29 protein-coding genes are annotated in these 25,656 nt (G+C 47.8%); 16 read left to right on the top strand and 13 right to left on the bottom strand.

Annotated elements, in window-relative coordinates; genetic code table 11:
- The first annotated feature begins 94 nt into the window (after nucleotides 1–94).
- The 4 genes from NWE96_00555 to pyrE all read left to right on the top strand — a co-directional run bounded on the left by NWE96_00555 (nucleotide 95) and on the right by pyrE (nucleotide 3,801).
- Nucleotides 95–412, top strand: coding sequence for a hypothetical protein (locus tag NWE96_00555; GenBank protein ID MCW3982468.1), 318 nt, complete (start codon nucleotides 95–97; stop codon nucleotides 410–412).
- Nucleotides 413–523: 111 nt separating this feature from the next.
- On the top strand, nucleotides 524–1,789 hold the full coding sequence (locus NWE96_00550; protein MCW3982467.1) for a carbamoyltransferase: 1,266 nt from the start codon (nucleotides 524–526) through the stop codon (nucleotides 1,787–1,789).
- A gap of 693 nt (nucleotides 1,790–2,482) precedes the next feature.
- Nucleotides 2,483–3,172 carry an MBL fold metallo-hydrolase gene (locus NWE96_00545; protein MCW3982466.1) on the top strand — a complete coding sequence of 230 codons (690 nt, stop codon included), beginning with the start codon at nucleotides 2,483–2,485 and terminating at the stop codon, nucleotides 3,170–3,172.
- A gap of 2 nt (nucleotides 3,173–3,174) precedes the next feature.
- Nucleotides 3,175–3,801: an orotate phosphoribosyltransferase gene (pyrE, locus tag NWE96_00540; protein ID MCW3982465.1), complete on the top strand. Its 627-nt coding sequence runs from the start codon at nucleotides 3,175–3,177 to the stop codon at nucleotides 3,799–3,801.
- 7 nt (nucleotides 3,802–3,808) lie between these two features.
- Here the strand turns inward: pyrE and NWE96_00535 are convergent, their stop codons facing one another.
- From NWE96_00535 to NWE96_00525, 3 genes are all read right to left on the bottom strand, one after another.
- On the bottom strand, nucleotides 3,809–4,369 hold the full coding sequence (locus tag NWE96_00535; protein ID MCW3982464.1) for a TATA-box-binding protein: 561 nt from the start codon (nucleotides 4,367–4,369) through the stop codon (nucleotides 3,809–3,811).
- Between the two features lie 64 nt (nucleotides 4,370–4,433).
- The gene (locus NWE96_00530) at nucleotides 4,434–5,117 is read right to left on the bottom strand and encodes a hypothetical protein (protein ID MCW3982463.1); all 684 of its coding nucleotides are present in this window, start codon (nucleotides 5,115–5,117) and stop codon (nucleotides 4,434–4,436) included.
- A 107-nt stretch (nucleotides 5,118–5,224) separates the two neighbouring features.
- A complete protein-coding gene (locus NWE96_00525) occupies nucleotides 5,225–5,395 on the bottom strand; it encodes a chorismate-binding protein (protein ID MCW3982462.1) in 171 nt (56 codons plus the stop codon).
- 304 nt (nucleotides 5,396–5,699) lie between these two features.
- On the opposite strand from NWE96_00525, the gene NWE96_00520 reads away from it, so the two are divergent.
- From NWE96_00520 to NWE96_00500, 5 genes are all read left to right on the top strand, one after another.
- Entirely contained in the window at nucleotides 5,700–8,576 is a 2,877-nt protein-coding gene (locus NWE96_00520; GenBank protein ID MCW3982461.1) for a DEAD/DEAH box helicase, read from the top strand.
- 106 nt (nucleotides 8,577–8,682) lie between these two features.
- Nucleotides 8,683–9,009 (top strand): hypothetical protein, encoded by a 327-nt coding sequence (locus NWE96_00515; GenBank protein MCW3982460.1) that lies wholly within the window; start codon nucleotides 8,683–8,685, stop codon nucleotides 9,007–9,009.
- 22 nt (nucleotides 9,010–9,031) lie between these two features.
- Complete coding sequence (locus NWE96_00510) at nucleotides 9,032–9,508, top strand: class I SAM-dependent methyltransferase (protein ID MCW3982459.1); 477 nt, start codon at nucleotides 9,032–9,034, stop codon at nucleotides 9,506–9,508.
- A 79-nt stretch (nucleotides 9,509–9,587) separates the two neighbouring features.
- On the top strand, nucleotides 9,588–10,100 hold the full coding sequence (locus tag NWE96_00505; GenBank protein MCW3982458.1) for a YkgJ family cysteine cluster protein: 513 nt from the start codon (nucleotides 9,588–9,590) through the stop codon (nucleotides 10,098–10,100).
- A gap of 119 nt (nucleotides 10,101–10,219) precedes the next feature.
- Complete coding sequence (locus NWE96_00500) at nucleotides 10,220–11,002, top strand: sugar phosphate isomerase/epimerase (protein ID MCW3982457.1); 783 nt, start codon at nucleotides 10,220–10,222, stop codon at nucleotides 11,000–11,002.
- On the opposite strand, the gene rnz is transcribed toward NWE96_00500, so the two are convergent.
- From rnz to NWE96_00470, 6 genes are all read right to left on the bottom strand, one after another.
- The gene (gene rnz, locus NWE96_00495) at nucleotides 10,991–11,911 is read right to left on the bottom strand and encodes a ribonuclease Z (protein ID MCW3982456.1); all 921 of its coding nucleotides are present in this window, start codon (nucleotides 11,909–11,911) and stop codon (nucleotides 10,991–10,993) included. The genes NWE96_00500 and rnz overlap by 12 nt on opposite strands.
- The gene (locus NWE96_00490; protein MCW3982455.1) at nucleotides 11,908–12,957 is read right to left on the bottom strand and encodes a DNA methyltransferase; all 1,050 of its coding nucleotides are present in this window, start codon (nucleotides 12,955–12,957) and stop codon (nucleotides 11,908–11,910) included. Before NWE96_00490 ends, rnz begins: the two co-directional genes overlap by 4 nt.
- Nucleotides 12,957–13,838: a ribose-phosphate diphosphokinase gene (gene prs, locus NWE96_00485; protein MCW3982454.1), complete on the bottom strand. Its 882-nt coding sequence runs from the start codon at nucleotides 13,836–13,838 to the stop codon at nucleotides 12,957–12,959. Before prs ends, NWE96_00490 begins: the two co-directional genes overlap by 1 nt.
- A gap of 428 nt (nucleotides 13,839–14,266) precedes the next feature.
- Complete coding sequence (locus NWE96_00480) at nucleotides 14,267–16,042, bottom strand: thiamine pyrophosphate-binding protein (GenBank protein ID MCW3982453.1); 1,776 nt, start codon at nucleotides 16,040–16,042, stop codon at nucleotides 14,267–14,269.
- Nucleotides 16,043–16,130: 88 nt separating this feature from the next.
- A complete protein-coding gene (locus tag NWE96_00475) occupies nucleotides 16,131–16,457 on the bottom strand; it encodes a type II toxin-antitoxin system PemK/MazF family toxin (GenBank protein MCW3982452.1) in 327 nt (108 codons plus the stop codon).
- Entirely contained in the window at nucleotides 16,454–16,648 is a 195-nt protein-coding gene (locus NWE96_00470; GenBank protein MCW3982451.1) for a hypothetical protein, read from the bottom strand. The genes NWE96_00475 and NWE96_00470 overlap by 4 nt, the downstream gene beginning before the upstream one ends.
- 119 nt (nucleotides 16,649–16,767) lie before the next feature.
- Between NWE96_00470 and trxB the strand changes: the two genes are divergently transcribed.
- The 4 genes from trxB to gltA all read left to right on the top strand — a co-directional run bounded on the left by trxB (nucleotide 16,768) and on the right by gltA (nucleotide 21,361).
- Complete coding sequence (trxB, locus tag NWE96_00465) at nucleotides 16,768–17,700, top strand: thioredoxin-disulfide reductase (protein ID MCW3982450.1); 933 nt, start codon at nucleotides 16,768–16,770, stop codon at nucleotides 17,698–17,700.
- A 214-nt stretch (nucleotides 17,701–17,914) separates the two neighbouring features.
- On the top strand, nucleotides 17,915–19,135 hold the full coding sequence (locus NWE96_00460; protein MCW3982449.1) for a hydrogenase iron-sulfur subunit: 1,221 nt from the start codon (nucleotides 17,915–17,917) through the stop codon (nucleotides 19,133–19,135).
- Entirely contained in the window at nucleotides 19,123–19,968 is an 846-nt protein-coding gene (locus NWE96_00455; GenBank protein ID MCW3982448.1) for a sulfide/dihydroorotate dehydrogenase-like FAD/NAD-binding protein, read from the top strand. The genes NWE96_00460 and NWE96_00455 overlap by 13 nt, the downstream gene beginning before the upstream one ends.
- 28 nt (nucleotides 19,969–19,996) lie before the next feature.
- Nucleotides 19,997–21,361, top strand: coding sequence for an NADPH-dependent glutamate synthase (gltA, locus tag NWE96_00450; GenBank protein ID MCW3982447.1), 1,365 nt, complete (start codon nucleotides 19,997–19,999; stop codon nucleotides 21,359–21,361).
- A 72-nt stretch (nucleotides 21,362–21,433) separates the two neighbouring features.
- Here gltA and NWE96_00445 read toward each other — a convergent pair whose 3' ends face one another.
- From NWE96_00445 to NWE96_00435, 3 genes are read right to left on the bottom strand one after another with little or no spacing between them, the layout of a single operon-like run.
- Entirely contained in the window at nucleotides 21,434–21,577 is a 144-nt protein-coding gene (locus NWE96_00445; GenBank protein ID MCW3982446.1) for a hypothetical protein, read from the bottom strand.
- A gap of 11 nt (nucleotides 21,578–21,588) precedes the next feature.
- The gene (locus NWE96_00440; protein ID MCW3982445.1) at nucleotides 21,589–22,788 is read right to left on the bottom strand and encodes an ABC transporter permease; all 1,200 of its coding nucleotides are present in this window, start codon (nucleotides 22,786–22,788) and stop codon (nucleotides 21,589–21,591) included.
- A gap of 7 nt (nucleotides 22,789–22,795) precedes the next feature.
- Nucleotides 22,796–23,815, bottom strand: a complete 1,020-nt coding sequence (locus NWE96_00435; GenBank protein ID MCW3982444.1) for an ABC transporter ATP-binding protein — start codon at nucleotides 23,813–23,815, stop codon at nucleotides 22,796–22,798.
- 49 nt (nucleotides 23,816–23,864) lie between these two features.
- Here NWE96_00435 and NWE96_00430 point away from each other — a divergent pair, with 49 nt between their 5' ends.
- Both NWE96_00430 and NWE96_00425 read left to right on the top strand, forming a co-directional pair.
- Nucleotides 23,865–24,515 (top strand): PadR family transcriptional regulator, encoded by a 651-nt coding sequence (locus NWE96_00430; GenBank protein MCW3982443.1) that lies wholly within the window; start codon nucleotides 23,865–23,867, stop codon nucleotides 24,513–24,515.
- Between the two features lie 67 nt (nucleotides 24,516–24,582).
- Nucleotides 24,583–24,906: an arcadin 1 gene (locus NWE96_00425; protein MCW3982442.1), complete on the top strand. Its 324-nt coding sequence runs from the start codon at nucleotides 24,583–24,585 to the stop codon at nucleotides 24,904–24,906.
- Here the strand turns inward: NWE96_00425 and NWE96_00420 are convergent.
- Nucleotides 24,893–25,228, bottom strand: coding sequence for a hypothetical protein (locus NWE96_00420; protein ID MCW3982441.1), 336 nt, complete (start codon nucleotides 25,226–25,228; stop codon nucleotides 24,893–24,895). The genes NWE96_00425 and NWE96_00420 overlap by 14 nt on opposite strands.
- Nucleotides 25,229–25,355: 127 nt before the next feature.
- On the opposite strand from NWE96_00420, the gene NWE96_00415 reads away from it, so the two are divergent.
- Nucleotides 25,356–25,631, top strand: a complete 276-nt coding sequence (locus NWE96_00415; protein ID MCW3982440.1) for an acylphosphatase — start codon at nucleotides 25,356–25,358, stop codon at nucleotides 25,629–25,631.
- Nucleotides 25,632–25,656: the final 25 nt, after the last annotated feature.

Below are 25,656 nucleotides of genomic sequence, written 5' to 3'. Positions count from 1 at the left end.
AAAAGTAACTCATATGACATATTCCCACTAAGAAATAATCGCTTTAATAATGCTAACCTATCATTCTGATTAAAAAACTATTGGACATTTGATTATGATCATCTTAGGGTTAAACTTTGCCTATCATGATTCGACAGTTTGCATAGTGAAAGATGGAAAACTAGTTGTTGCGCTAGAAGAGGAACGGCTCACAAGGCAAAAGCACACTAGCACTTTTCCTGAACAAGCAATTAAACGCTGTCTAGAGATTGCCGGGATAGAACCTAAGGACATTGACCATATCGCGATTTCTACACGTCCAAGACTTGACTGGCAAAAAAGCCGTCTACAGCCTCAAACTTGGCCGCAGAATAAGACCTTTCCTACAGCTCGAAATAATGAGCTACATTTACAAGCGAAAAATTCTCAATGAATGGCTAAACGCAACGTTTGCTGCAGGCAATAAGCCAAAAATACATTTTGTTCCTCATCACCTTTCACATGTCGTCGGTTCTTTCTTAGTGAGCCCCTATGAAAGGCCGCTTTGCTGTCAGTAGACGGCTGGGGCGAGTGGGCCTCGACTTTCAAAGGAACCGGAAGAGGAAACACTTTCAACCGCATAAGTCAAGATTATTTTCCCTACTCTTTGGGCATGGCGTATGAAGCAGCTACAGTTTTCTGTGGTTTTAGGGGAAATTATGACGAGGGCAAAACAATGGGGCTTGCACCTTTGGGTAACCCAGAAACTTTCGGCAAGATTGTAGAAAAAATGTTTTGGGTTAACGACGACATGTCAATCGGCGTCGATCTGTCATACTTTGATGCACGATATTATTCGTTTAGTTGTGGCAAGAAATTCTGCGAAACCTTTGGGGCACCACGTGAGAGGATCAAAACCGCCAAATTTGAGCAACGCCATCTCGATGTTGCCGCCGCCTTTCAGAAGCAACTCGAAGAATGCATGCTAAAAATGGCCCGCTTGCTACATGAACGCACACAGGAGGATTACTTGGTGATTGCCGGTGGTGTTGCCCTTAACAGTGTAACCAACGGCAGGTTGGTTCGGGAAAGCGGATTTAAAGACTTGTATGTCATGCCAGCGGCGGGTGATAACGGGACCGCGATTGGTGCGGCATTTTACGTGTACAACTGCATCTTAGGGCAGCCTAGAAGTTATGTTCATGACAACCCGTTCATAGGCAGCGAATACGCAAACTCCGACATCGAGAGGTTACTTGCTGCGTTTAAATTGAAGTACAAATACCTTCCAGATACCAAACTAGAAACTGAGACAGCCGAACTACTGCAAAGTGGTCATATAATCGGTTGGTTCCAAGGGCGAATGGAAATTGGACCGCGCGCTTTAGGCAATCGGAGCATCCTTGCAAATCCAACATTACCAGACATGAAAGAAAAGATAAACGCGCAGGTAAAGCACCGAGAAGCATTTAGGCCTTTCGCGCCCGCCTGTCCAATAGAGGACACACCAAAGTTCTTTGAACAAAATGTGGCGGACCCCTTTATGCTAAAAGTTTGTCGTGTACTACCTGACAAACAAGCAGTTATTCCAGCAGTTACTCATGTCGACGGAACGGCGCGCCTACAGACAGTTCATCGAGAAACCAACCCGCGGTTTCACCGCTTGCTAAAAGAGTTCGAGAAACTAAGTGGTGTTCCAGTTCTTTTGAACACTAGTTTCAATGTGATGGGTGAACCGATTGTGGAATCGCCACTGGATGCCATTCGCTGCTTTTTCACAACTGGTCTTGACTATCTGGTTCTTGGAAATTATGTTATTAACAAGGTGTAACTGGTCAACGGGTTTTCTTTTAGCTGTCTGCCGTTTTTATTTGTATGCAGTCAACTCTGCAGCGCAGTCAAAATTTGTCTGTCTCTAACTACAACGAATCAGACCTAAAAAAGAGACCACAATATTGTTCGAAGGTTGTTGTGTATAGGGCTTTTTCTGTAACAACAACTAACCAAAAAACATGCAACCGCAGCTTAGCGGTCCATGGAAGTTTATGGTTGAAACAGGATGTTTATATTGGAATCTAGTGTTAGTGACTACGCAAATAAGGATGGATATTTCTACTCATAGCAGCATACGCAAAAGAAAGCTTGTGCTACAACACAATCCACATACCTAAAAATGTTTAGCCAAAACCAAAGTCACAAATTTGTTCTTTATATAAGGGAGGGGAGGTCAGCTTTGAGACGTCGCGTGATTTTCAGCAGGTGCGGATACGGAACCGTATGCGCCCCAAAATACTGGGAGATCGCGAAGAAATCGCAGTTGGCCACTCAAGCCTCTGAAGCCTCCCATCGACTACCAAAAATTTTGAACTGTAAATAATACAAAGAGCGTTCTCAAGAGATGTGACATGACACACTCTTTAGTGACGTTTTTTATTTAGGGCTAGAAAAAGCAGCTTTATTTTAGTTTCTTAATTTGCGTAACTTCTTTAAAACCATGTTTGCATAGTAGTTGTGAGGAATCAATTTGTCCATTCAAAATATCCCTGAAGCTAACACCATCTTCTTCGTCTGGTTCAACCAGTACAGTGGCATTCTACTTAAAACTCCCACCAAAACACTCGTCATCGACCCCGTGGACATTAAACCAAAAAGTCTCCCAGTCGTTGACGCCATCCTAATCACCCATGAACACTACGACCACCTTGATCCCCCACTCATAACCGCCGTCCAAAAAGCCACTGGTTGTGTCGTCATCGCCGACCCCGCTTCAACCAATAAACTCCAACACGTCATCCCAAATGATAAACTCCGAGAAATCAAGCTTGGAGAAGAAACCAGAATCGGTGCTGTCACCATAAAAGCGGAAAAAAGCAACCACCCCGCTCAAGCCCCCAACACTTACATAATCACAAGCGAGGACAATGTGAAAGTTTACCACACTGCTGACAGTCTGCCGTTTCCTGAGTTAGCGTTGATGGGGCAAAAAGAACAGTTCGACGTGGTTTTCTGCACTGTGGGCATTGCGCCTGGTGCTTCGGCTGAATCTGGGTTTGAAATCGCCCGCTTAACCAAACCGCCCCTTGCGGTGCCATATCATACTGGAAGCGTGCAGAGCCAGAACCGCTTCGCCGAACTGGTTCAGCGGGACCTGCGCAAAACCGCCTGTTTGGTTCCTCAACTTCATAAAATCTATCAGGTTTCTAAGAGGGAGTAGTCTTGAAGAATGAAAAGTTGGCTCTTGAGAAAAAAGACAAAATCGCTAACATACTTTTCAAGTTAGATGCAGTCAAGTTTGGGGTTTTTCAGCTTTCATCGGGCAAAGCAAGCCCCTACTATGTTGACCTCCGCATAATCCCCAGCTTCCCCGACGCGTTCCGAGAAATCTGCGACTACTACGCGCAACACATAACCCAGGAGGTGGGGCTCAAAAACTTTGACCGAATCGCAGGCATCCCCTTAGCAGGCATACCTTTCGCGTCACAAATCGCCTACAACCTAAGAAAGCCGTTTATCTACATCCGAAAAGACATCAAGTTGCATGGTAGAGAACGACGAGTCGAAGGTATTCTGATTTCAGGCGATCGCGTTTTGTTGCTTGACGACTTGCTCACGACTGGGTTGACGCTTAAGAATGCAGCTGAGGCAGTCCGCGCTGAAGGTGGAGTAGTAACCGACGCAGTGGTTTTTTTGGATCGAGAAGAGGGTGGCAGAGCGCTTTTGGAAAAAGAAGGCATAAAGCTGCATCCGATGCTGAAGATCAGCGAAGTAGCCAACACGCTCTTTGAAATCGGTGCTCTTGATAAAGAAAATCTCAAAACGATTCTAAAGCAAGTCAAAAAATAGGTGACAGCTATTCGTAGTAGATTAGGCTGGTATCTTCCAGTAGTTTATGCAGTTTTTCTACCGCAACATAGACGTCTGGTTCATGTTTAGCGCCTGTGCAGACGAGTTTGCCGCTTGCGAAGAGCAAAATGACGACTTTAGGGTCTTCCATGCGGTAAATCAAGCCGGGAAACTGTTCAGGCTCATACATCGCGTGCCCCATCGTGTAAGCTGCTTTTTCGAGGTCAATCATGCCGCCTAACCCGCCTGACGCTACGATGTTTTGGATTTTAAGTTCAGGTTTACTGATGATTATGATGCCACCCTTCTTGAGTTCCTTAATTACCTTCATAACGGCACGTTTAGCTTCTTTCTCTGATTTGGCGCCTGTACAAACCATTTTACCGGAATTAAAAATCAGCGTAGCAGTTTTGGGACGTTTTAAGCGGAAAACTAGGCCGGGAAACTGTTCAGGTCGGTATTCAACGCCTGGGTAGCCTTTGACGACTGCGTTTAAGTCAACTTTTTGGTTGAGGGTTGCAGACGCTACCACGTTTTCAATGCTTACTGCCGCTTTCACTTTTGGCATTGTTTCTCCTCTTGCTTTGCCGCCTAAATATTCACTTTATCGAAGCCTTTCTTTATAAATACATCTATACTTGAAGAGTTGAGCCTTTTTGTTCTACTCTTTTCTTCTTCTTTGCTCTGACGGCTGGAGCAACAAATTGAACCCCGACCAGCAAAACAATAAGCAGCACCACAAGGGGTACCGCAAAATTGTTTTCCTGCATAATCAAGGTGATGTGGCCAAAGTAGGGAATCCGCATAACTACCTTGCCCAACACGAGATCCTGCGGCACGCCTTCGCCAGTCGACCAAAGCGCGCCATGTGAATCATAATCCGAAACATCTACTGACGCAGGCCAATCCAAACCGTTGCCGTCGCCCTTCGTCTGGAAATACCAGACTCCATCGACTTGGTACTTTTCTACGATTCGATGAACAACTGGGGTTTCATCGGGGTTCTCGTGTGTGGTGGGTTTCTGGAAAACTATGATGTCACTGTTGGGGTAGTCTGCATTCAACTCTTCAGGCTTTACATTTTGAATGACGATAATGTCGCCTCTGTGCAGCGTGTGCTCAAAGGCACATGACCAGCCGTCGCATCCGTTTTCAGCGGTGCACATGCTGCCGCTTGTGACCACCCGCAGCGGAACCGACGTTCCAAGCGCCACCGCTAACCCAAAATAGAACCCCAAAACTATCGTTGCCATCAACCCGATGGTGACTGCGGCTTTTACGTAGTCGTTTTTGAAGATTTTAGTGTATCCAGTCACTTATGTCTTCACCGAGCAGTTAGCTCTCTAGAATTAAGATGGCTTTAAAACTACCGCTTCGTTAAAAAAATAAAAAGTAAGTGCTCAAATTCGAGCACTGTTTTAATTTAAACTTTCTTTTTGCTTAATACTTCGCGGAATACGTTGCCGCATTTGGGGCATTCGTAGAGACCGATTTCCAGTTGCATGCGTTTTCCAGCTTTATCTGGGCGGCCTGCCATTTTCCATGTCTTTTTGGGTTTTGAGACTTCAGTTGAGCATTTTGGACATTTAGCCATTTGCATTTTTCCTCCGTTTATCGCTTTGATGTTTTTCGGCTGATTGGATAAAAAAGTTTCCATAGTGTTCCCATAGATATTGTCTGAGTAATCATGGGGATTATACATGTTTATGTCAATGCTGCAGGAACATGGGCTGGGAAATGTAGAAACCACCCTTTTCGCAGAGGTAGTTTCAGCAAGAAAACACCAAAAAACTCCACCAGCCACATTATACCGCTAAAGTTGACATACCAGAAAAATTTGCGCAACGTTTTTTACAGCACATCAAAGTTACTTTCAATCAATTGAGGTTCCCTTTGTATTGCAAACCAACACAGAGAACGCTTTTGAAATGCTTGTCAAGCCAGTGCGAAGGCTAATTGAGCAGCGAGGCTTCTCTAAACCCACCGAACCACAAGAAAAAGTAATCCCCAAAATCCTCGAAGGCAAAAATGTATTGCTTATCTCGCCGACGGCAACGGGGAAAACCGAAGCCGCCTTCCTGCCAGTGCTAAGTCTGCTTTTGCAGCAGCCTAAAACTCCTGGCATAAAAGTGCTCTACATTACACCGCTGCGTGCGTTGAATCGAGATTTGCTTGAGCGTCTGCAGTGGTGGTGCAACAACCTCGACATTAAACTCGCCGTCCGCCACGGAGACACCGAACAAAAAGAGCGCACCCGCCAAAGCCAATGCCCACCCGACATCCTAATCACCACCCCTGAAACACTCCAAGCCATACTCTCAGGTTGGCTTCTTCGTCAGCACCTGCAGAGCCTAAACTGGGTAGTCATAGACGAAGTACACGAGTTAGCTGACAGCAAACGCGGAAGCCAACTGGCGCTGGCGCTGGAACGCGTGCGGGGGTTAATTGGCAAAGAGTTTCAAATGATAGGTTTGTCCGCAACCGTTGGCAGCCCAGAAAAAGTCGCGCAGTTCCTCGTCGGAAGCCAGCGTCCCGTGGAAATTGTGCGGGTTTCTGTCGCTAAAATGGTAAAGTTGCAGGTGATTTATCCTAAACCCACTGCGGAGGATGTGCGGTTTGCAAGCAAAATCTTCACTCATCCCGAAGTAGCCGCGAGGTTACGGATTATCCGTGACTACATGACCAAACGTAAATCCGTACTCCTATTCACTAACACACGCTCAATCTCTGAGGTTTTAGCATCCCGCTTCAAGGTCTGGGACATGGATTTCCCCATATCAATTCACCATGGTTCGCTGGCGAAACCTTCCCGCATAGCTGCCGAAGCAGGGCTCAAAAAAGGCGCACTTAAAGGCTTAATCGCTACCAGTAGTCTTGAACTGGGCATAGACGTTGGTCATATAGACCTCGTCATCCAGTATATGAGTCCAAGGCAGGTTTCGCGGCTTATCCAGCGGGTCGGCAGGGCAGGACACACTTACGGATACCTGTCTGAAGGTTTAACCATAGGCATGGACTCCGACGACACCCTTGAAGCCCTCGCAATAGCACGTCGCGCATTGGAAGAGAAGCTTGAACCCATCACCGTGCCCGACAAGCCCTATGACGTTTTAACCCATCAAGTTGCGGGACTTCTGCTCAAGAATCGTCGCTTAACCTTCAAAGAAATCCTTGACCTCTGCCAGAAAGCTGCACCCTTCCAAAACCTCACCATAGCCGATGTAGAGAAAATCATCAAGTACATGCATCAGCGGTTTCCACGTTTAGCTTGGGCATCCTTTGAAGACCAAGTCGTGCTCAAACCTCAACGCACAAACGCGCTCTTTGAGTATTACTTTGACAATTTGTCGATGATTCCTGAAGAAAAACAGTTCCTCGTAATCGACCAATCCACTGAGTCTTCTATTGGGGTTTTGGATGAGGCTTTCATGGCTGAGTACGGTAAACCCGGAACCAAATTCATCATCCGTGGCAGCCCTTGGCAAATTATCCACGCCACCGAAGACAAAGTCTACGTGCGACCCGTTGACGATCCCAGTGGTTCGATTCCGAGTTGGATAGGTGAAGAAATCCCTGTGCCTTACGAAGTGGCTCAGGAGGTGGCTGAAATTCGCGGCTTCGTCGAAGAACAAACCCACAGAGGCGCAACCCCAAAACAAATCAGCGTGCTCCTCGCTGAGCGTTACCCCGCCGACGCCGAGAACATTTTGAATGCTTTGGCTGAGACTTGGGAGCAGGCGCAAAGCGGTTTTCCAGTTCCAACCCCCCAGCGCATCGTAGTTGAGGACTGGAGCGAATTCACCATAATTCACTCAAACTTTGGCTCTCTGACGAACCGTGCTTTGGCGCAGTTCCTTGGGCAGGTGCTATCTGATAAGCTGGGGCGGGGCATAGTGGTGCAGCATGACCCATACCGCATTTTCGTGCAGACCATGGGCGCCATGACCGCAGAGCGCCTCGTCGAGGTGCTAAACGAAATTAAAGACATGCCTGAACCCGCCATCCGCAGCACCCTTACGTTCTCAACAGTTAAAACAGGCTTATTCAAGCGCCGCGTCATCCAAGTTGCCCGACGCTTTGGTGCACTCAAGAAATGGGCAGACTTTAGCAACGTAAGCCTCCAGAAATTGATCTCAAGCTTCGAGGGCACACCGATCTACGAGGAAGGGCTCAAGGAAGTCTTCACCAAAGACCTTGACGCCGACGGCTTGGTGATGGTTCTTGGGAGGCTTCGCAGAGGGGATGTGCGTTTGCAGGTGGTTAAGACGGGTGGTAACCCGACTCCGGTGGCGCGTGTGGGCATTGAGCGGGTGAGTATGAAGACTGATTTGATTCCACCAGAGAAGATGCGAACCGTGCTGGTTGAATCCGCCAAAGCACGCCTGCTCAACGAGACAGGCAACTTTGTCTGTACAGCTTGCTGGGACTACATGGAGATGATTCGCATAAAAGACCTCCCCGACAGACCCAAATGTCCAAGGTGCGGTTCCTCTGCGATTGGACTTTTGAAGGTGGAGGAAGAAAAAGCTGTGGGGCTCTTAGAGAAAAAAGGGGAGCATCTAGCCAAAAACGAGGAAAAGATGCGTAGCTACGCTAAACAAACCGCCGCACTCATCGAGCGTTATGGTAAGGCTGCTGCGGTGGCTTTGAGTGCAAGGCGGGTTTCAACCGCAGACATAGCGGGTGTGTTAGAGAAGGAGCCGACACTTTCTGATCACTTCTATGAACTTGTTTTGGAAGCTGAACGCAAATCGCTGAGCAAACGGTTCAAGTGATTGTTCTGTTGTTCGTTTTCCACGGCACAGCTATTGAACATCATCTTTTTAAGTGAAGAGTCATCTAGTGATGATGTCTGCGTGGACAATCTTAGGAGACCCTATAATGGAGATAAGCCGAAAAAACCTGCGCAAAGAAGTTTTAGAACGCATCAAATTCGTCAAAACCTGCGTAATGGCACGGGAACTTTGCTTGCTGGTTCGCACCAACAGAGCAGTTTTGGAGCCAAAAGACGTACAGGAAATCTGCCAATACATCTCAGGGTTGTGCAAAGAAGAAGGCTGCAATGAACCCAGTGAACTCTGCGCCAAAGCTGCAAAAGCAGTAGGCTCTAAAGAAGAAGAAAAATACCTTGATTTGTGCGCTCAGAGCTGCGTGAAATGCGGAGAAGCCAGAAGACCGCAGACTAAAAAAGACGCTTACGTAGCTTAACATCGTTTTTGGAGGATTTTGAGTGTTTATCGCTCCGTTTGTTCCAAGCCCCACCTGCGTGGTAGAGTACATGCTTAAACTGGCGGATTTGAAGTCGGGCGAAGTCCTATTTGACCTCGGCGCGGGCGATGGGCGAACGGTGATTATGGCGGCGAAAACTTTTGGCGCCCGCGGAGTAGGCATCGAGTTGCGCGAGGACTTAGCTAAAAAAGCTCTCGGCGCAATCCACGAGAACGGCTTAGACGATCGTGTAACAATCTTAAACACTGACATGTTCGCGGTAAACTTGACTTCAGCAGACGTCGTTTACCTGTATTTGACTACAAGTGCCAACGAGAAGGTTAAACCCAAGTTGGAGCGTGACCTCAAAAAAGGCGCCCGCGTCGTCTCGCATGACTACGAGATTGTTGGTTGGCCTCCTGAGAAGATAGAGACTTACTGCGAAAACCCCAAGCTCGGTTACCCGTCGCATACGATTTATTTGTACAGAAAAAAGTAGCCGAAAAGACCCATGTTTGTTTGGTGGCGCTAAGAAAATATTTTAACTAACCCCTCCATGAGTGAGGGTGTGGTTTGAAGTGCAGTTTGTTCCATGGCAAAACGTTGCGGATTGGCATTGCAGAGCCTGCGGTTACTGCTGTAAACTCTACAGCGTGGTCCTTGGCTTTCCAGAGTGGCTGCGGCTAACCAAGACGTTTGGCTCTGAGACCACGGTGGCGGGGTTAGACCGCTTCTACATAAAACGGTGCAGCGACGGCAGCTGCGCTTTCCTCTGCAGCAACAGCCACCAATATTTCTGTGCGCTACAGAATATGAAGCCAGAAGCATGCAAAATCTGGCCCTTCAAAATACTCGCCGAACCCAAATACGGCGAAGAAAAACATGCGGCATTCGATTACATGGGGCACAGACTCTACGTTTACGCTGATACCATGTGCAGTGGGCTGCGGTATGGTGTGCCGACATGGGAATTCCGCTATACAACGCTTAAGGAATTTGCCGAGTTAGCGCTGGGCTTGAGACAGGTACAGTACAAAACGACTCGAACCGCAAAAGGTTCGGTTCAGTATGGACGAACATTATTTCAATAAGCGTTTTAGGGCAGAAAAAACAAGTACAACATTCTAAAGGTTTGACTTCATTTTGGGGATTAACTTATTTAGGCAGGTTTAGCTCTTAACCCAACCCGCCCCCTAACAGAGGAACATATATGTCTAAAGCGAAAGTTGGCGTTTCAATGCTCTACTGTCTAGGCGAACCCTTCAACCGCATGATAAAACGCTTAGGCACCATGAACACCAAATACATCGAAATCCTCGATGACGGCACCCACGACCTCAACAAAACCCGCATCACCCAACTCCGTGAAGCCGCCAAATCCTACGGTTTAACCTACTCGCTGCATGCGCCTTTCGCTGACATTAACATCGGTGCCCCTGCTAAACCTATGTTGGCTGCGTCCATGAAACGCCTTAAGCAGTCGCTCTCAAACGCCCGCGCCATTGACGCAAAGATGTGGGTTTTCCACCCCGCCCAGCGCACAGGTATCGGGCAGTTTTATCCTGACGCTGACTTCAAAACTATGTGTCAAAGCATAGAAGAACTTTACAGTGAGGCAGAGGAGTATGGGGTGAATTTGGCGTTGGAGAATTTGCCTAACAAGTACTGGTTTTTGATGAGTACCCCCGCTGAGTTCATGCGCTTCTACAAAGAAACCAACCTGCCCATCGGCATAACCCTAGATTTGGGGCACGCTAACTTGGAAGCTCAAATTCAGCCCTTCATCAACCAACTCGCAGACAAAATCGTCCACATACATGCCAGCAATAATGACGGCACCGACGACCAACACAACGGCGTCATGGACGGCAACATCGACTACCAACAGTTTGCGGAGTCACTAAAAAAAATCGGATACGACAAAACCGTAGTCGTTGAATCCATGCGCAAAGTGCCCGAAAGCATCGCAAAACTCAAAGAGCTACTCGTTTAGCGGCAACTCTAGCTCCAAGAAATCCTCCGCCAGCACCGTATTGGGAAACACTTTTTTGGCTTGCTCCAGAAGCGCTGTGGCGTCGGGGTACCTTGCACTAATATGTGAGAGGACAAGGCGTTTTGCGCCTGCAGCTTTTGCCTGAGCCGCCGCCTGAGTTGGAGTTGAATGCCCATCTATTGCCGCTTTTTCCATAAGCGAGTCATCGAAGGTGCAATCATGAATCACCAAATCCGCGCCTTTGGCGTGTTTAGCGAAGCTTTCAAAGGGTTTGGTGTCGCCTGTGTAGACGATTTTTCTCCCTTTGCGCATTGGACCCATCACGTCAGTTGGCTTCACGGTTTTGCCGTTAGGGGCTTTAACCTCTTTTCCGCTCTGCAACTTAGACCACAACTCGCCTTCAGGGATACCGAGAGCTAAGGCTTTTTTGGGGTAAAACTTGCCTGGGCGCGGTTTCTCTTCAAACGCAAAACAGTAACCATCAACGGCGTGGCTGGATTTGAAGGCCACAACCGCGTAGTCGGCGGTGTCGCAGATTGTACCTTCGCCTATGATTTCGCTGATTTCAACGGGGTAGTTTAAACCAAAGTTCAACGTTTCCTTAGTGCACAGCAAGAAGCTTTTGAGCCCCACTGGGCCATAGATTTGTACGGGTTCTTTGCGTTCCATAAGCGCCATCGTCTGCAGTAACCCAGGCAAACCCAACACGTGGTCGCCGTGCAAGTGGGTTATGAAAATTTTGAGTTTTTTGTGGAAGCTGACTTTTGCCTGCATCATCTGCCGCTGGACGTTTTCGCCGCAGTCAAACATCCACTGGTCACGCGGGCACTGCACCACAACGGCTGGCAGGCTGCGCTTCAGGGTGGGTACGCTTCCGCTTGTGCCCAAGAACATCACTCGGATACTCATGACTTTTGCACCTTTTCGAACACCGCAATTTCCCTTGTCAGGGTGGCGTGGACGTAGGCAAAGTGGGATTCCACATGCTTAAAGCCCAACTCGGCGCCTAACTGGGATATGTTTAATGTTTTGGGTGCGGCTATACAAATCCGTTGCCCCACCCCCAAAAGCGCATACGAGGCAGCTAAAACATCTCTGACTAACTGGATAGTTGTGGATTTTAGGGTGCTTGACGAGCGACCATAAGGCGGATCAGTCACAACCGCATCCACCTTGAAAAGCGGAATCTTGCGGGAGTCTCCCCAAATCAGCCCCTCCGCTTCTATGCCGAAGTGCTTGAGGTTTCTTCTGGTACCCAAAACCATCCTCTTCTGTGCATCCACCCCAACCGCGCGACACCCAATGAAGGTCGCTTCGATAAGCGAGGTGCCTGTGCCGCAGAAGGGATCAAGCAGCACCGACTCAGCTTTCGCCCGCGACAAATTCACCATGCACCGCGCCATCTTTGACGGCATGGCTGAGGGGTGGAAAAATGGTTTCTTGCGTGGACGGCGCTCAGAGAAGGTTTTGCTGGTTATGTCGGTGAGTTTTAAGCCTAAAACGAGTTTGTTGTTGGTGATTATGCCGATGAAGGTTTTGTCGGGGTTTTTGAGGTTAACGCTTGTGCCTGGGTTTTGCCTAAGGATTTGTCCCCCCAGTTTTATCTCGAGTGTCATGGTGTTGATTTCGGCGTCGGCGTAGTTCTTGATGCGGTTAATGCGGACTACGAAGCTTTCGCCGCCCTTCAGCACATCTGAGAAGTCAGTTTTGCTGACTGCGTCTGCGATGTCGGTGTAGTTTGCGTTTGCAACCAATAATTCTTGGGCGCAGACTCGCGTGTAAGCCGAACGAATCTGCACAAGCCGCACTGAATCCAAATCGGAATCCAAACTCAGAACTTGGTCAAACTCGCAAACATTCGAGTACATGTAGCCTTCCGCTTCCAAAATCGCCTTAACTTCCGCCGCAGGAAGCGTCAAGTTTTCGCCTGAGAGCAAAAAGAAAAGCTTAGGCACTACACTGCGCCTTTGAGTGCTTGACTAATCAGCGGCGCCAACGAAACCTTACTCACCGATCCGGGGACGCTATCGGTACCCACAATTTCCTCCACACCCGCGTCGAGGATGCGCTTCTCCGCGTCGCCGATGAGCAAACCATGCACGCAACCGCAGAAGACGTGTTTTGCGCCGTTTTCACGCAGGATTTTTGCTGCACCCACGATGGTTCCGCCTGTGCTGATGATGTCGTCGAGGATGATGACGGTTTGGTCTTTAACGTTTAATCCTTCGGCGGTCTGTACGGTTTGCCCAGTGTAGCGGTCGCGGGTCTTGTTGAGGTGCCCTGCGTCGCCATCCAACACTTTCTGGGCTTGCTGGGCTATGTACATGGCGCCCTTGTCAGGTGAGAGTGCGTATGCGCCGCGGTAGCCTTTTTTGACGAAGTAGTCGGCGATGAGCGGGATAGCGCTGGTCGTGCGTGCTGGAAAAGGAAACTGCGCTAACGAGTGCTCAGAATGGATGTTAACCGTCAGCAACTCGTCGATTCCTGCAGATTTGAGCATGCGTGCGATGGTTTCTACGCTTATGCCTTCACCTGCGAGGAACATCTTGTCTTGACGAGCGTAAGCAAGATAGGGAACAACAGCGGTGACTTTGGTTGCGCCAGCGCGTTTAGCTGAGTCAGCAAGGAAAGCAAGTTGGAAGAGTCTGCCGTCCTGCATTGGGGGGCAGGTGGTTTGGATTATTGCAACCTCTTCGCCCGTTACGTCGCCGTCTAAGCGGACGTAGGATTCACCATCGGGGAAAACCTTCGAGACAACGGGCACGTTTGGGAAGCCTGTTTGCGCTGAGACTGCTTCAGCGAGCGGTTTGGATGCGGGGCCAGAGATGATTTTCAATTCTATTCCTCGTTAGCCTTTAGGAATGTAAACTTTGGTTTTAAGCGTTATCTATCAGGAGTTTTCTGGTTTGCAATCTTTAAGCTTTTTTGTAGGTTAGTTTTTCAAGTCTTCCATTGAATGCTCGACTGTAACTCTACTTAAGAGGCAATCAACCATCAGGGATTGTAACGTTGCGTTCTCGCAACTCGGCTTAGAAAATTAATTCCTTAACGTATGAATTGGCTGCTTTTACTTAACAGATACTTTTTCGCATTACAATAAACAGCATACACTTTAACCCCACGAGCAAAAATCTCGCGGTTGCTCTGCCGCCCCTCTCCCCTCCGTTATATATAGAAAGTCGCAAGCTACGTTCTTATGTTACCTAGAATTAACTAAACTTGTAACCCAGCTATGAGGTTGCTGTAACGCTTCTTTCAAGGTTGTTATTGCGGGAACCGTCTTGGGTCAGTGTCGATGTCCACAATCGTGGGCTTATCCGATTTCAATGCCACCTCAACTGAAGCTTCTAACTCTTTTGGCTCGGTGACTTTGATGCCTAAGCCGCCTGCATTTGAGGCGAAGTCGGCGAAGCTGAAATCATGTAGCTCGGTTTGCCAGCCCTCGTATCCTTCGACCTTCTGTTCCTGCATAATCATGCCCAACCGTTTGTTGTTGATAACAAACACCTTCACGGGCAAATTGTACTTTAACGCGGTTAGGAAGTCGCCCAGCACCATCGTTAAACCGCCGTCGCCTGTCACGCAGACGATTTGCCTATCAGGATACGCAAAGGCAGCCGCCAACGCGCCTGGTAACCCGAATCCCATCGTCGCCAAAGTGCCGCTCATCACCATCTTCTGAGACCGCTTCATGAGAAAGTTGCGCCCGAACCACCAACAGTTCTCGCCCACATCCAGCGAAATCACCGCGTCATCAGCAACCTTTTCGTTTAGCACTTTCATGATGTAGGGTGGACGAATGGGTTTGGCTGTTGGGTCGGCTTCCGCTTGGAGCTGCTTTAGCCATGCCTCTTTGAGTTTGGCAGCTTCAGCTACATAGTCCGCTCGGTTTTTCTCGGCGATTTTCTCGGTTAACTTTGGAATCAAAACCGCGCTGTTACCCAACAACGCGACCTCGGCAGGGTAACGCCTCGCAATCATTAGGGGGTTGATGTCGATTTGCACCATGCGTTTCTGTGGGATCTGGGACAAATCCGAAAACGACAAGCCTACTGCTATGAGTAAATCGGTTTTTTCCATGATCTTCGCCGCCGCTGTTGAGCCCACACCGCCATGGCAACCCATGTACCGCGAATCGGTCTCGTCTACGATGCCTTTGCCGCGGAAAGTGGCGATTATCGGTGCTCCGATTTTGTCGGCTAGTTTAAGCAGTTTAGTTCCCTGTCCTCTTGCCCCAAACCCGATTAAGATAACTGGGCGATTGGCTTGGTCGACTACTTTGGCGGCTTTCTCTATTACCCATTCTTCTTGGCCGTAAGCCATGTTGGGCATTCTACCTTCAAATGGCAAAATCTCTGCTTCGTACGGCAACTTTTGTACGTCGTTTGGGATGCCGATGTGTGCGACTCCTTGATCTAGCAGTGCATGCTTAATCGCCAACGTCGCCAACGAAGTTGTCTGGTCTTCTGTCATCAATGTCTTATTGTAAACGCTTAGCGGTTCAAAGAAGGCGTGTTGATCGATTTCTTGGATTGCTCCTTTGCCGATTAGTTTACGGGGCACCAAACCAGTTAAAGCCAAAACAGGCGCGTGGTCCAATTGTGCGTCGTAGAGTCCTGTAACGAGGTTGGTTGCACCTGGCCCAGAAATACCCAAGACTGCCGAGATGTGTCCAGTGAGTTTTCCATAGGCGGAAGCCATAAACGCCGCTGTTTCTTCATGGCGCACTTGGATGTAGTGGACTTTGCCGTTTGTTTTACGAATGGCATCCACGACGCCTAATGTGGAGGTTCCTGGGATTCCGAAAACGTATTTTACGCCCCAAGCCGCGATCTGGTTGATTAACACGTCGGAAACGGTGCTCTTCGCCTTTTCAGGTGGAGCTTCTTTGGCGGTTTTTTCTTCGGTTAAGAGTACAAACGCTGATTTGGGTGCGCCGCAGATGGGGCAGACCCACTCTTTGGGTAAATCTTCAAATTTGACTTTCTGTTTTGCGTCGTCATAAACCCAGTTGCACACGGTACATCTGTATTTAGCCATAAACAAACCTTCCAGAAGCGACAAAAAATAAGACACAACGAACATATCAGCTTATTGGAAACGTAGACTTAATGGTCACTTGTTTGAATTAGAGTTTGAGTGCTTTTGTTACCTTACTGTTTATTTCCTTCCTAAGTTTAGGGCCAACATGCCCTAATTCTCCTACAATTAACCTTTTGGATAGAGTTGCTATTTTTTCAATCTTCAAAAATGAATCTACCTTTAGTCCAGTTTGCTTGAATTCTGGGTGCTTTTCAGCAATCATGACGTCTTTAGAGGTGGCTTTTGCTTTTCTCGATGAAATGAAGACTACCATGACGTCTTTTTCGCTTTCGTATAAAACAAGTGCAGGTCTCAGTTTAGTAGAGGTTAAATCGGTGAATGGAAACGTAATTAGAACTATCTTACCCTTCAATTGCAATTAACCTTTGTTTTAACGTCTTTAATCGAATAGAGGTCAGGTTCTTCAGCTAAAAACTCTCTTAGCGCTTGCTCTTCAAGAGCTGTAATCATCTCTGTTTCTCTTTCTTCCAGCAAAGAGTCCAGTTTCTTGTTAACAGCTGATAACAAGGACTTGATTTCTTTGAGTTCAACTTCGATCGTCATTATTCCACAGAAAAATATTACTTCTCCAGTCTATTAATAATTGTCCCAAAAAACCTGCATCAATCGAACGCTTCATAAACTGCTTCAACCCAATCTATCTCCAATGAAGGTTGCTTGTTATGGATAATTGGGATGTCATTATCGTCGGTGCAGGTTCAGCGGGACTCGCCGCAGCGATTTACGCTGTTAGAAGTGGATTGAAAACTTTGGTTTTGGATGAGAAATTCGCTGGAGGCACCATCGCAGATGCCCCCACAATCGTCAATTACCCCGGTTTTGTCTCCATAAGCGGCGGCGAGTTGGCGCAGAAGATGGCTGACCACGCACGCGCCCTTGGTGCCAACATTCATGACATTGAAGCCGTAACCGCCCTAGACCTTAAAGGCGAAACCAAAACAGTAACAACCACAGGTGCATCTTACACCGCCAAAGCCGTCATCATCGCCACTGGCTCACATTACAAAGAGATTGGTGCTAAAGGCGAGAAAGAGTTCCGCGGTAGAGGTGTTAGCTACTGTGGAGTGTGTGATGGGCCCTTCTTTAAGGGCAAAAAGGTGGTGGTTGTTGGCGGCGGCAATTCGTCCTGTATTACCACTCTTTACCTTTCAGGTTTAGCCTCTCAAGTTACAGTTATTCACAGACGGGATGTTTTTCGTGCAGAAGAATCGCTTGTAAACGACCTTAAAGCCAAAACAAACGTCAACATCCTCTGGAACACGGAAATCCGAGAAATCAAAGGCGACCGCCAAGTCCGCTCCGTCACCTTAATCGACAACTCAACTGGGCAAATCAGCGAGTTAGCGGTGGATGCGGTGTTTGTGCAGGTCGGCGAAGCACCCAACAGTCAATTGGCAAACGCTGCAGGTGTAGAAGTCGACGAGCATGGCTACATCAAAATCGACATGCACCAACGCACCAACCTCGAAGGGGTGTACGCGGCTGGAGACGTAACAAATCACCCCGTCAAGCAGGTTGGTACAGCGGTTGGGCAGGGTATCACGGCGGCGCTTGAAGCATACGCCTTCATAAGGCGGCCATACTACAAGAAATAGCTGTTTTTAGCTTCTCCTTTTTGTAAAGTCCTCTATATCTATTTTTGACTTAAAATCAGCGAAATAATACGTTTGTTAACCCGATGTTATATAGGGGTTTTTCACATTTTTTAGAGGAAGGATTATATCACTCTGAAAGCCTTCTTGTGCTTTCGATAAATGCTTCAGCCCACCCGCTTAGGCATTTCAGCAGAGCGTAATGAGAGGTTTAGCGATGAGTGAGAAATGTCTCGCTGTAGTTGAGGTTAATCAGGACTTATGCAGCAGATGTTACGTTTGCCAATCCATCTGCCCCTACCAAGCCATCAAACGTGACGACGAAGGCAAAGTAAACATCAACATCGAAGAATGCCAAGTTTGCGGCATCTGTTATAGTGCTTGTCCAGCTTCTGCCATAAAAATGCAGTACTACACCTACGACAACTTGACTGATTACTTAAAGCAAGCTCAGGCGAAGTCGCCTAGAACTGAAACGTTAGTTTTGATGTGCCGTGGCAACTCTCCAAACACAGGCGAAGTCAAAGACATACTCAAAGAACAGAACCTCAAAATTGACAATTACCTTTCCCTCAGGTTGCCATGCGCGGGCAGAGTTCCAACAGACTTTGTCTTTGAAGCCCTAAACATGGGCATAAAAAACATTGTTTCCATCCAATGTGAGGACCCCTTCTGCCGCTACAAAGAAGGCACCAAAATCAACACCCGCAGATTAACCCTCGCAAAAAACGTCCTCAAACAACTTGGCTTCGACGAAAACGCTGTTCGAGTCATCAAATTCTCCCGCAAAGCAGTCTACGACGTACTGGAGTGTGTGGGCTGCGACAAATGCATCTTTATTTGCCCCTACAAAGCCTTAGAGTTCGAGCCCTTTGCAACACCTAAAGTCATCGAAGAAAAATGTGTTGGATGCGGTGCTTGCCAACTGGTTTGCCCCCACCACGCCATACAAGTCAAAGGCTTCGAATTTGAAAACGTGCTTAAACGCTATGGCGAATCTGGGCAGAAAGTGGCGATGCAGGGTAAAGGACCTGCAGTTCTCGCGTTTATTTGTCAGTGGTCAGAGTTTTCTGCACTTGACAACCCCAACAAGGCGTTTGAAGGCAAAAACATCTTGGCGCTTGAGGTTCCTTGCTTCAAATCACTCGACCCTGTGCATGTCGTGAACGCGTTAAGCTGCGGTTTTGAAGGAGTCATAGCTGTTGTTTGCTCTTCAAAAGACTGCAAGTTACAGGAAGGTCGTGACACTGCAGAGCGCAACTTGGGAGTAATTCTCGATGTTCTCAAAAAGAAGAATCTGCTTGAGCGGTTCCAACTCTACGAGGAGTCGCCGAGATGTCAAGGAGATTTCGAGCAGAAGCTTAATGAGTTCTACCAGAAAATCGCAAGTTTACCTAAAGAAGCAAAAGTGGAGGCTAAAGCGGAATGTACAAGATAGTTAGCAAAACCGAGTTAGTTCCAAAAATCAAGCTCTTCGAAGTGGAAGCTCCAGAAATCGCTGCCAAAGCACGTCCAGGGCAGTTCTTGATTGTTATCCACGGTGAAAAAGGGGAACGTATACCCTTAACCATCTGTGGTTACGACACCAAAAAAGGCACGATATCTTTTGCTTTCCACGAAGTCGGCAAAACTACAAAAGACCTTGGCAAACTTTCAGTAGGTGAAGAAATCGACAACGTCACGGGTCCGCTGGGCAATCCTTCGGAAATCAAAAAATTCGGCAAGGTGCTTTGCGTCGGTGGCAGCGTCATGATTGCGCCTCTTCTTTTGCAGTCTAAAGCCATGAAGGAAGCAGGTAACTCTGTTACTACGGTGCTGGGTGCGCGTTCAGAGCCTTTTATTATGCTTGAGGAGGAAGCTAAGAAGTACAGTGACGAAGTAATCATAGCCACTGACGATGGCTCTAAAGGCTACAAGGGTTTAGATTTTCTCAAAGAGCTCTTAAAGAAAGAAAAGTTTGACCGATGCGTGGTTATGGGTCCAGTAATACTTATGAAGGATGTCAGCGAAATCACCAAACCCTACAACATACCTACAATGGTTACCCTAACGCCGATAATGATTGACGGCATGGGTATGTGTGGTGTCTGCCGTGTAACTGTAGGCGGCAAGATGCTTTTTGGCTGCGTGGATGGCGCCGAGTTTGACGGGCACCAAGTTGACTTTGACGAATTAATCATGCGACAAAGAACTATGCTTCCTGAAGAAAGGTTAAGCAGTGTTTTAGCAGAAATCAGTGGAGGTTGCAAGTGTGGCAGAAACAAAGCCTAAACCGAAACTAAACAAGAAAGCCGTTGAAATGGCAAAACAAGACCCCAAAGTAAGGGCGAAAAACTTTAGCGAAGTCGCCTTAGGTTACACTGAAGCGGAAGCTCAAGAAGAAGCCAGTCGCTGCCTGCAGTGCCCAAACCCCATGTGCCGCCAAGGGTGCCCCGTTGAGGTCCCAATCCCCCAGTTCATTAAATGTATCAAAGAGAAGAAGTACGCGGAAGGCATCCAAATCATTAAAACCAAAAACGCCCTTCCAGCAGTTTGCGGTCGTGTTTGCCCACAGGAGACGCAGTGTCAAGCTAAATGTGTCATCGGCAGAATGGGTGAACCTGTAAGTATCGGTCGGCTTGAGAGGTTTTTAGCTGACTGGGAACGCGACAACGGCTACCAGATTCCTCCAAAAGAGCCACCGACAGGCAAAAAAGTGGCCGTTATCGGTGCAGGCCCAGCGGGTTTAACTGTTGCAGCAGACCTTGCCAAACTCGGCCACCAAGTCACCATGTTTGAAGCGCTTCACGTCGGCGGTGGTGTGCTCTCTTATGGCATCCCAGAGTTCCGTTTACCTAAAGCCATCGTAAACAACGAAGTTAACTACGTCCAGAAACTCGGCGTTGACCTACGACTCGGCAACTTAATCGGCAGAATCCACACAATCCCTGAACTCATGAAAGAAGGCGGCTACGACGCAGTCTTCATCGGCAGCGGCGCAGGCTTACCGACATTCACTGGTTGCCCAGGCGAAAACCTCGGAGGCATCTATAGCGCCAACGAATTCCTCATCCGCGTAAACCTCATGAAAGCCTTCCAATTCCCCGAATACGACACCCCAATTCGCATAGGCAAACACGTCGTGGTCATCGGCGGCGGCAACGTAGCAATGGACTGCGCAAGAAGCAGCATGAGACTGGGTTCATCAGTTTGCTTACTGTATAGACGTTCACGTGACGAATTACCTGCAAGACATGAAGAAATCGAAAACGCCGAAGAAGAAGGCTTAGTCTGCAAGTTCCTCGCAGCACCCGTCGAATTCTATGGGGACTCTAAAGGCTGGGTTAAAGCCATGAAATGCATCGCTATGGAACTTACCGAGCCAGATGCAAAGGGCAGACGCGGAGTCAAAGCGATTCCAGGCAGCGAATTCATCATGGAAACCGATACCGTAATCATCGCCATCGGGCAAACACCGAACCCAATCATACAGCGCACAACCGACGGTTTACAAAGTGATCCCAGACACGGCACTATATGCGTTAACGAAGTCGGCAAAACCAGCCTCGACGGAGTCTACGCAGGCGGCGACGTCGCGACAGGTGCAGCAACAGTCATCAGTGCAATGGGCGCAGGCAAACGTGCGGCAAAAGCCATGCACGAATACTTGATGAACAAAAAATAGGCTCCCTGCTATCCAGCACCTGATTTTTCCTTTTTCCACTGTAGAGTAGAAAATCCGCAGAAGGGCCGCTTTTTAAGCGGTCTTTTTTGGGTAATCTTTGCATTCATAGATGCGTAGTTGCCGTTGGGGTTCTATGCGGCATCGTTTCCGCGAATTCTTCCTCCGCAGCAGTGGCGGAAGCTGGAAGAAGGGACATTTTGAACATAGTGTGCTCATTTTTTCATCTCCTATCTTGTCATCATTCTTCGGAAAACAGGCAGCGCGATAGCTATCATTACTATACCGAACGCTACCAAGATTATTAGTTCAGTGGATATCTGCGGAACACCCGCCCCAAGCACCATCACCTTGCGTAGCGCACTTGAAGCGTACGTCAACGGTAGGAAGCTTGAGATAGTTTGCATAAAGGCAGGCATCTGCTGAATTGGGAAGAACACTCCGCTTAGGAACATCATCGGAAACATCACGGTCATCATGAGCATCTGGGCGGTTTCTTGGTCTTTGGTGAAAGATGTGATGACTATGCCTAAACCGACAAAGCTAAACACACCCAACAGCAGCAACGCAAACACAAGCAATATGCTGCCCTGTATGGTGACCCCGAATATACCTATTGCCAGCGCTAAGATGATGACTCCTTGGATTAAGCCTCGGGCAGTCTGCGCCAAAGTCTTGCCCAACAGAATCGAGAGGCGATTCACTGGAGCAACCATCATGCCATCCATGGTGCCGATCTCTTTCTCCTGAGAAATCGCCACAGGCAACCCTGTCATCACACTCATCATAACAGTCATAGCCATGATGCCTGGCGCGACGAAATCGAAGTAGCTTGGGTTACCCGGCACAACACCCTGTGTCTGAACGTTAAGGGGTTTAACCACTGCCAACGCAGAAGTCGCATTAAGCGCAGGATTCATAGATTGTACCTGCTGCTGTGCCATCATAGTGCCCATTTCGTCGAATACACTTGTAAGGACGCTTTGGATGGTTGCGGAAATCTGCGGGTTAGACTGATCAGTCACGATAATTACGGTTCCCTGCTGTCCGCTATAGATGGATTGACTAAAGTTGCTTGGGATGACTATGCCGCCACTGAGTTCGCCCCGCTGCACCAAATCCTTAACTTCATCCAAACTGGACGCGGTGGTGAGGGTCATCATCCCTGTTTGGTTGTTTATGCCCTGAAGTGTCGTGATGAAGGTTTGGCTTGGAATCGTGGAGCCACTAAAACCTGTGTCCTCGTTTACGACTGCGATGGGCATGTTGCTTATGCTCACACCGCCTGAGGGGTAGATGAAGCCAACCATAACCATCATAAACAGAGGCATCACAACAAGCAAGACTAAGCCTAGTCGGTTACGGAAAAGCTCCATTAAGTCTTTCCAAGCAATTCGAAGGCTGTGGTTAATTACGGTTTTTGCTGTCATATGCTATTCACCTTACTCTCCTTTGAGGTCGGAACTCTTTTGGACCATGCTCCATTGGAATTTTCTGGTCAGCGCTATCGCGAACTTCGTGCCCAGTTATGTGCAAAAACACGTCCTCTAATGTAGGTTGGAGGTTTGCCATCGAGGTAATTTTCCCATTACGTGACCTAACAATGTCAACTATGTTGTCGAAGGCTTCTTCGCCATGCACGATTATGTGCAGGGAAAGTGAATTCTCTTGTGTGACAGCGTCTACACATTTGAGTCCACGAATCGCGGTAATTATGTCCTGAGTGAGATTGGCGACTTCAAGCTTGATTATCATGGTGTCTGCTCCAGAAATTATCTTCTTTAGATTAGTGGAAGTGTCAAGCGAAATGATTTTACCGTGGTCCACTATAGCGATACGGTCGCAGAGCAAATCTGCATCAACCATCATGTGCGTCGTTAACACGACTGTGGTGCCTTGTTCTTGGTTGAGTTTTTTGACGAACTCGCGAATTTCCACCGAAGACTGCGGGTCCAAACCCAACGTCGGCTCATCCAAAAACAGCACCTGCGGCATATTCAACAAAGCACGTACAACGTTCATTCGCTGCCGCATGCCTGTGGAGAAGGTGCCGACTTGGGTGTCTTTCCATTTAGTAAGTTTGACGAGTTCAAGGAGTTCGTCGATTCTTTTTGTGAGGGTGTCTTTGGGGATGTTGTAGAGGTTGCCAAAGAAGTAGAGGTTTTCTTTGGCGGTTAAGCGGTTGTAGATGATCATTTTTTCGCTGACTATGCCTATGAGTTTTCGGACTTCCATGTCGTTTTTTACGGTGTCGTAGCCGCCGATTGTGGCTGTGCCTTTTGTGGGGCGGGAAAGCGTGGAGAGCATGCGGAGTGTGGTGCTTTTGCCTGCGCCGTTGGGGCCCAAGAGCCCGAAGATTTCGCCTTTTTTAACGGTGAAGGATATGTCGTCTACGGCGGTGAATTTGCCGAAGGTTTTGGTTAGGTTTTTTGCTTCGATGATGTTGGTGTCGTCCAAAGTTTTCCCTCTATATTATTGGATGGTATATTATTCAGTGCAATATATTGTGGCAAAATATAAGTATTACCGAATAACACTATATATTTCGAACTTGATGAAACCACAAACCGAAGACGCAACCACCCAAAACTGGCTCAAAGAAGCCCAAAAAGGCTACATCCGACTCGGAGTCCTCATTCTACTCAGCAGAAAACCCTCACACGGCTACGAAATCATGAAAGAAATCAACAACCGCACAAGCGGCTTCTGGCGACCCACACCCGGAGGAGTCTACCCCATACTCCGCGATTTAGAAACGTCAGGCTTCATCAAAGGACAGTGGCAAACCCAAAAAAACCGCAGACTCAAAATCTATACAATCACAAAACCTGGCAACGCAATCATGCGACGTGCCATAGTTAAGCAGACCGAGATTTTTAACAACATCAGTAACCTGTTTAACGAGTTCGCACGCGATGTACTTAACGTAGAAACTTCAGGTATGCCTTTTCCACCTACACCTTTCAGCGCGTTTTTAGATGAGAACAAAAACTGTAAAGAAAACCTCCAGCAACTAGAAAACAGACGAAAGCACGCTTTAGAAAACATCAAATCCCTCAAAGAGCAGCTAAAGCAAATCGACAGCCAAATTGCGCAACTCAAAAAACAAGCCAACCCAAACACTAAGCCAACAGAAAACGGCACCAAAGCCCCTTGACTGCTGAGTTGTCTTGTTAATGGTTTAAATCTCTGACCCTATTATCCTTAAACAAGGACGTGAAAGATTGTTCCGCGTAAGAGTCAACAAAATCGAGTCTATCCGCGACTTGGACGGAAACCTTGGCAAAAGAATCGAGTTACTCGAAGAGCGAGAAGTGAACCCATACGTGCTGCGCCCCCAATCTGACGAAGTAAAGATGGCACAGGACATCATGCAGGCACTTCAAACACAGATGCCCTTTCTGCCTCAGCGCCAACAGATGGGAACACCTAAAATTATCCTCTTCCTAACAGAACATGAATACGACAACTTGGCAATAGCCTTTGACGTTAACCAAGTTTACGAGGTAGTTTTGGAGAATCAATCGATTCGGTTTAAGAAAGTTTAAGCAATTCACTTCGCATTTGCGCCAGCGCCAGATGCTTGGGATGAAACGACAGGACAAACATCATGTGTCTCAAGGCGCTGCTGATTTCTTCTAAACCTGAAGCTTTTCCTTCGTCACAGTAGAGTGGAATCGGTTCTCCTTCATTTTCTTCATAGTACACATAGATGGGTGTGCTTCCACGTTCGAAACGTACCATTTCAAAATCCAAGTTGAGGCGTTTCGCGGTTTCTTTTGCTGCCTCTCTAACTGAGGTTAAACGTTCTCTGCTCGGCATAACTGTAGATGCGTAAACCATCAGTTTACCTGAGTTACCCTTAAACATATGCACAATCTCCACGCGTCATTCAGTTGATTTCTCTTTTAAGACAAATCCAGAAGCAACTCTTCCATACAGTAGAGGGGTAATTGAAAGTGAAAACCTATTAAACACAAAAAACACGATTTACACCATGAACGTACGTGCACACCTACTCGTAAATGGCAGAGTCCAAGGCGTATATTTTAGACAAAACACAAAAACCCAAGCACAACGTCACGGCGTCAAAGGCTGGGTAAAGAACCTTGAGGATGGCAGGGTTGAAGCAGTTTTTGAGGGCGACGAATCCGCGGTTAAAGCGCTGGTGGAGTTTTGCCATAAAGGTCCAGCTGGCGCTGTGGTAACTGCGGTTTCTGTGGAGTGGCAGCCGTTTAAGGCAGAATTCAAAACTTTCGACATACTCTACTAACATTTTCATTAACTTGAAAGGTTAA

It is taken from the genome of Candidatus Bathyarchaeota archaeon, from assembly GCA_026014685.1.
GTDB lineage: Archaea > Thermoproteota > Bathyarchaeia > Bathyarchaeales > Bathycorpusculaceae > Bathycorpusculum.
The sequence above is the reverse complement of the archived record's forward strand: the minus strand, read 5'-3'. Positions and strand labels throughout refer to the sequence as shown.

Coding starts and splice junctions, on each gene's coding strand:
- NWE96_00555 (MCW3982468.1), top strand. CDS start 95: ATGATCATCTTAGGGTTAAACTTTGCCTATCATGATTCGACAGTTTGC.
- NWE96_00535 (MCW3982464.1), bottom strand. CDS start 4,369: ATGCCAAAAGTGAAAGCGGCAGTAAGCATTGAAAACGTGGTAGCGTCT.
- NWE96_00525 (MCW3982462.1), bottom strand. CDS start 5,395: ATGGCTAAATGTCCAAAATGCTCAACTGAAGTCTCAAAACCCAAAAAG.
- NWE96_00515 (MCW3982460.1), top strand. CDS start 8,683: ATGGAGATAAGCCGAAAAAACCTGCGCAAAGAAGTTTTAGAACGCATC.
- NWE96_00500 (MCW3982457.1), top strand. CDS start 10,220: ATGTCTAAAGCGAAAGTTGGCGTTTCAATGCTCTACTGTCTAGGCGAA.
- rnz (MCW3982456.1), bottom strand. CDS start 11,911: ATGAGTATCCGAGTGATGTTCTTGGGCACAAGCGGAAGCGTACCCACC.
- NWE96_00480 (MCW3982453.1), bottom strand. CDS start 16,042: ATGGCTAAATACAGATGTACCGTGTGCAACTGGGTTTATGACGACGCA.
- NWE96_00470 (MCW3982451.1), bottom strand. CDS start 16,648: ATGACGATCGAAGTTGAACTCAAAGAAATCAAGTCCTTGTTATCAGCT.
- trxB (MCW3982450.1), top strand. CDS start 16,768: ATGGATAATTGGGATGTCATTATCGTCGGTGCAGGTTCAGCGGGACTC.
- NWE96_00460 (MCW3982449.1), top strand. CDS start 17,915: ATGAGTGAGAAATGTCTCGCTGTAGTTGAGGTTAATCAGGACTTATGC.
- NWE96_00455 (MCW3982448.1), top strand. CDS start 19,123: ATGTACAAGATAGTTAGCAAAACCGAGTTAGTTCCAAAAATCAAGCTC.
- gltA (MCW3982447.1), top strand. CDS start 19,997: ATGGCAAAACAAGACCCCAAAGTAAGGGCGAAAAACTTTAGCGAAGTC.
- NWE96_00445 (MCW3982446.1), bottom strand. CDS start 21,577: ATGAGCACACTATGTTCAAAATGTCCCTTCTTCCAGCTTCCGCCACTG.
- NWE96_00440 (MCW3982445.1), bottom strand. CDS start 22,788: ATGACAGCAAAAACCGTAATTAACCACAGCCTTCGAATTGCTTGGAAA.
- NWE96_00420 (MCW3982441.1), bottom strand. CDS start 25,228: ATGTTTAAGGGTAACTCAGGTAAACTGATGGTTTACGCATCTACAGTT.
- NWE96_00415 (MCW3982440.1), top strand. CDS start 25,356: ATGAACGTACGTGCACACCTACTCGTAAATGGCAGAGTCCAAGGCGTA.